Consider the following 2762-nt stretch of genomic DNA (forward strand, 5'->3'; position numbering starts at 1 on the left):
ACGCCATGCAGCCCGCGCCGGCCGTCGGCGGCAGCGTCGCATCGGCGGCACCACCCGTGACCACCGCCATGGGCGGCCCGCCGGCGCGCAAGCCGGCCGTGGTGCGGCCCAGGGTGCGCCAGCCCGAGGACGACGACGAAGGCGCACCGCGTAACAATGGCTGCCCGGACGGCGACTGCAGCCGGCCGGCAGTGGCAACTGGCGATGCGCAGGCGCGCCCCGTGCGGCCACGCGCCGACGATGGCAACGTGGGCAGCAGCCCCTGAGCGGGGCGATGGCCGCAGCTAGGGCCTGTGAACAGGCCCTAGCTGCCGGCCATCAGCTTGTGCACCAGGTCGGCGGTGGTGTTGGCGCGGTACTTGCGCATCAGCCGCGCGCGGTAGATCTCCACCGTGCGGTGGCTGATCGCCAGCGTCTTGCCGATTTCCTTGGAGGTCATGCCGTCCAGCAGGCGGGCGGCGACTTCGCGTTCGCGCGCGGTCAGCTCGGCCTTCACGGGGCGGCGCGCGCTGAGGTCCTCGAACGACCAGATGCCGGCCTCGTGCGGCGCCTCGCGGTTGAGCGCGCGGCCGCTGACGTGGCACCAGAACACCTCGCCGCTGGCGCGCTTCATGATGCGGTCGTCGGCGTAATGCCCCTTGGCATTCAGGATCGGTGCCATGCGCGCACCCAAGCGCTCGTACTCGTCGGCGCTGGGGTACAGGACCAGGAACGACTGGCCGACCAGCAGTTCGCGCGACGCGCCGAACATCTCGCACAATTGGCGGTTGCAGTCGACGATGGCCCGGTTGCGCGACACGCACAAGCCGACCGGCGCCAAGTCGAAGGCCAGGGCGTAATCGACATCCATCGGGGTAATCTTTACGGGATACTACTTAGCAAGGTAAGTAGTATCGTACCGGGTATCCGGTCCGCCAGCCCGGCATTCAGCAGGAGACACGTGTGAACAAGATCTATCCCAGCGCCGCGGCGGCGCTCGAGGGCATCGTCAAGAGCGGGCAGCTGCTCGCCGTTGGCGGTTTCGGCCTGTGCGGCATCCCCGAGGCCCTGATCGACGCGCTGCGCGACAGCGGCGTGCGCGACCTGACCGTGATCTCCAACAACGCCGGCGTCGACGACTTCGGCCTGGGCCGGCTGCTCACCACGCGGCAGATCAAGAAGATGATTTCCTCCTACGTCGGCGAGAACAAGGAATTCGAGCGGCAGTACCTGGCCAAGGAACTGGAGCTGGAATTCACGCCGCAGGGCACGCTGGCCGAGAAGCTGCGCGCCGGCGGCGCCGGCATCCCGGCCTTCTTCACCAAGACCGGCGTGGGCACGCTGGTGGCCGAGGGCAAGGAGCTGCGCGAGTTCGACGGCGAAACCTACGTGATGGAACGCGCGCTGCTGCCCGACGTGTCGCTGGTGAAGGCCGCCGTGGCCGACCGCTCCGGCAACCTGCGCTTCAACCTGACGGCGCGCAACTTCAACCCCGCCGTGGCCATGGCCGGCAAGATATGCATCGTGGAAGTGGAGAGCATCGTCGACACCGGTGCGATCGCGCCCGACGACGTCCACCTGCCCGGCATCTTCGTGCACCGCATCGTGCACAACCCGACGCCCGAAAAGCGCATCGAGAAGCTGACCACGCGGCCCCGCAACTAATCCGGAGATCACAATGCCCTGGACCCAAGACCAGATGGCCGCGCGCGCGGCCCAGGAACTGCAGGACGGCTTCTACGTCAACCTCGGCATCGGCATCCCCATGCTGGTGGCCAACCACACCGGCGACAAGGAGGTGTGGCTGCAAAGCGAGAACGGGCTGATGGGCATCGGCCCCTTCCCGTACGAGGACGAGGTCGACGCCGACCTGATCAACGCGGGTAAGCAGACCGTCAGCACCCTGAAGGGCTCGTCGATCTTCGGCAGCCACGACAGCTTCGCGATGATCCGCGGCGGCAAGATCAACATCTCCATCCTGGGCGCCATGCAGGTCAGCGCCAAGGGCGACCTGGCCAACTGGATGATCCCCGGCAAGATGATCAAGGGCATGGGCGGCGCCATGGACCTGGTGGCCGGCGTGCCGCGCGTGCTGATCCTGATGGAGCACGTGGCGCGCAAGAAGGACGGCACCGAGGATTTGAAGATCCTGCCCGAGTGCACGCTGCCGCTCACCGGCGTGGGCGTGGTCGACCGCGTCATCACCGACCTGGCCGTGATGGACGTCACGCCCGAGGGCCTGAAGGTGGTGGAACTGGCGCCCGGGGTCAGCTTCGAGTTCCTGCAGTCCAAGACCGGCGTGCAGCTGCTGCAGTGAGCCGCGTCGGCCGCCGTGGGCGGCCGGCAGGCGAACACGGCTGACACCGCAACCCCATCTCCGCCTTCGAATCGCTGAGCCTGGCTTTATCGATGATCTAGCCCATGCCGGACCTGTGTCTGGCGGAGCAGATCATGAAACTCAAGCTTGCGCTCATCAGCACCCTGGCACTGGCCGCCGGCCAAGCCATGGCCTGCTATACCGTCTACGACTCGAGCAACCGCGTGCTGTACCAGAGCGTGCAGCCGCCGGTGGACATGAGCCGTCCGCTGCACGAAGCACTGCAGCGCCGCTATCCGGGCAGCAGCATGGTGTTCGAACAGGGCGCCAACTGCACCGCGCTGGGTGTCGCGCAGCTGCGGCCGAGTGGCAATACCGCGACCGCACCGATGGTGCCGAACACGGCTGCGATGGGCGCCGGCCCCGCCTCCGGCGCCGGCCCCACGCCCGCCGCACGCAGCCGCGC

General features: G+C 68.0%; 4 protein-coding genes and 1 pseudogene. 4 read left to right on the top strand and 1 reads right to left on the bottom strand.

Annotation, left to right across the window (positions count from 1 at the left end):
• Nucleotides 1-266: pseudogene (locus tag H0U68_RS13120) on the top strand (hypothetical protein); the annotation flags it as partial.
• A gap of 38 nt (nt 267-304) precedes the next feature.
• On the opposite strand, the gene H0U68_RS13125 reads toward H0U68_RS13120, so the two are convergent.
• Nucleotides 305-850, bottom strand: coding sequence for a PAS and helix-turn-helix domain-containing protein (locus H0U68_RS13125; RefSeq protein ID WP_296356264.1), 546 nt, complete (start codon nt 848-850; stop codon nt 305-307).
• Between the two features lie 92 nt (nt 851-942).
• On the opposite strand from H0U68_RS13125, the gene H0U68_RS13130 reads away from it, so the two are divergent.
• The 3 genes from H0U68_RS13130 to H0U68_RS13140 form a co-directional block, all read left to right on the top strand.
• The gene (locus H0U68_RS13130) at nt 943-1644 is read left to right on the top strand and encodes a CoA transferase subunit A (RefSeq protein ID WP_296356265.1); all 702 of its coding nucleotides are present in this window, start codon (nt 943-945) and stop codon (nt 1642-1644) included.
• A gap of 13 nt (nt 1645-1657) precedes the next feature.
• Nucleotides 1658-2296, top strand: a complete 639-nt coding sequence (locus H0U68_RS13135) for a 3-oxoacid CoA-transferase subunit B (protein WP_296356267.1) — start codon at nt 1658-1660, stop codon at nt 2294-2296.
• 134 nt (nt 2297-2430) lie between these two features.
• Nucleotides 2431-2762 (top strand): hypothetical protein (locus H0U68_RS13140; protein ID WP_296356269.1); only part of this gene is annotated, 332 nt, incomplete at its 3' end.

The organism is Ramlibacter sp. (assembly GCF_013697775.1).
Lineage (GTDB): Bacteria > Pseudomonadota > Gammaproteobacteria > Burkholderiales > Burkholderiaceae_C > Ramlibacter.

Coding starts and splice junctions, on each gene's coding strand:
- H0U68_RS13125 (WP_296356264.1), bottom strand. CDS start 850: ATGGATGTCGATTACGCCCTGGCCTTCGACTTGGCGCCGGTCGGCTTG.
- H0U68_RS13135 (WP_296356267.1), top strand. CDS start 1,658: ATGCCCTGGACCCAAGACCAGATGGCCGCGCGCGCGGCCCAGGAACTG.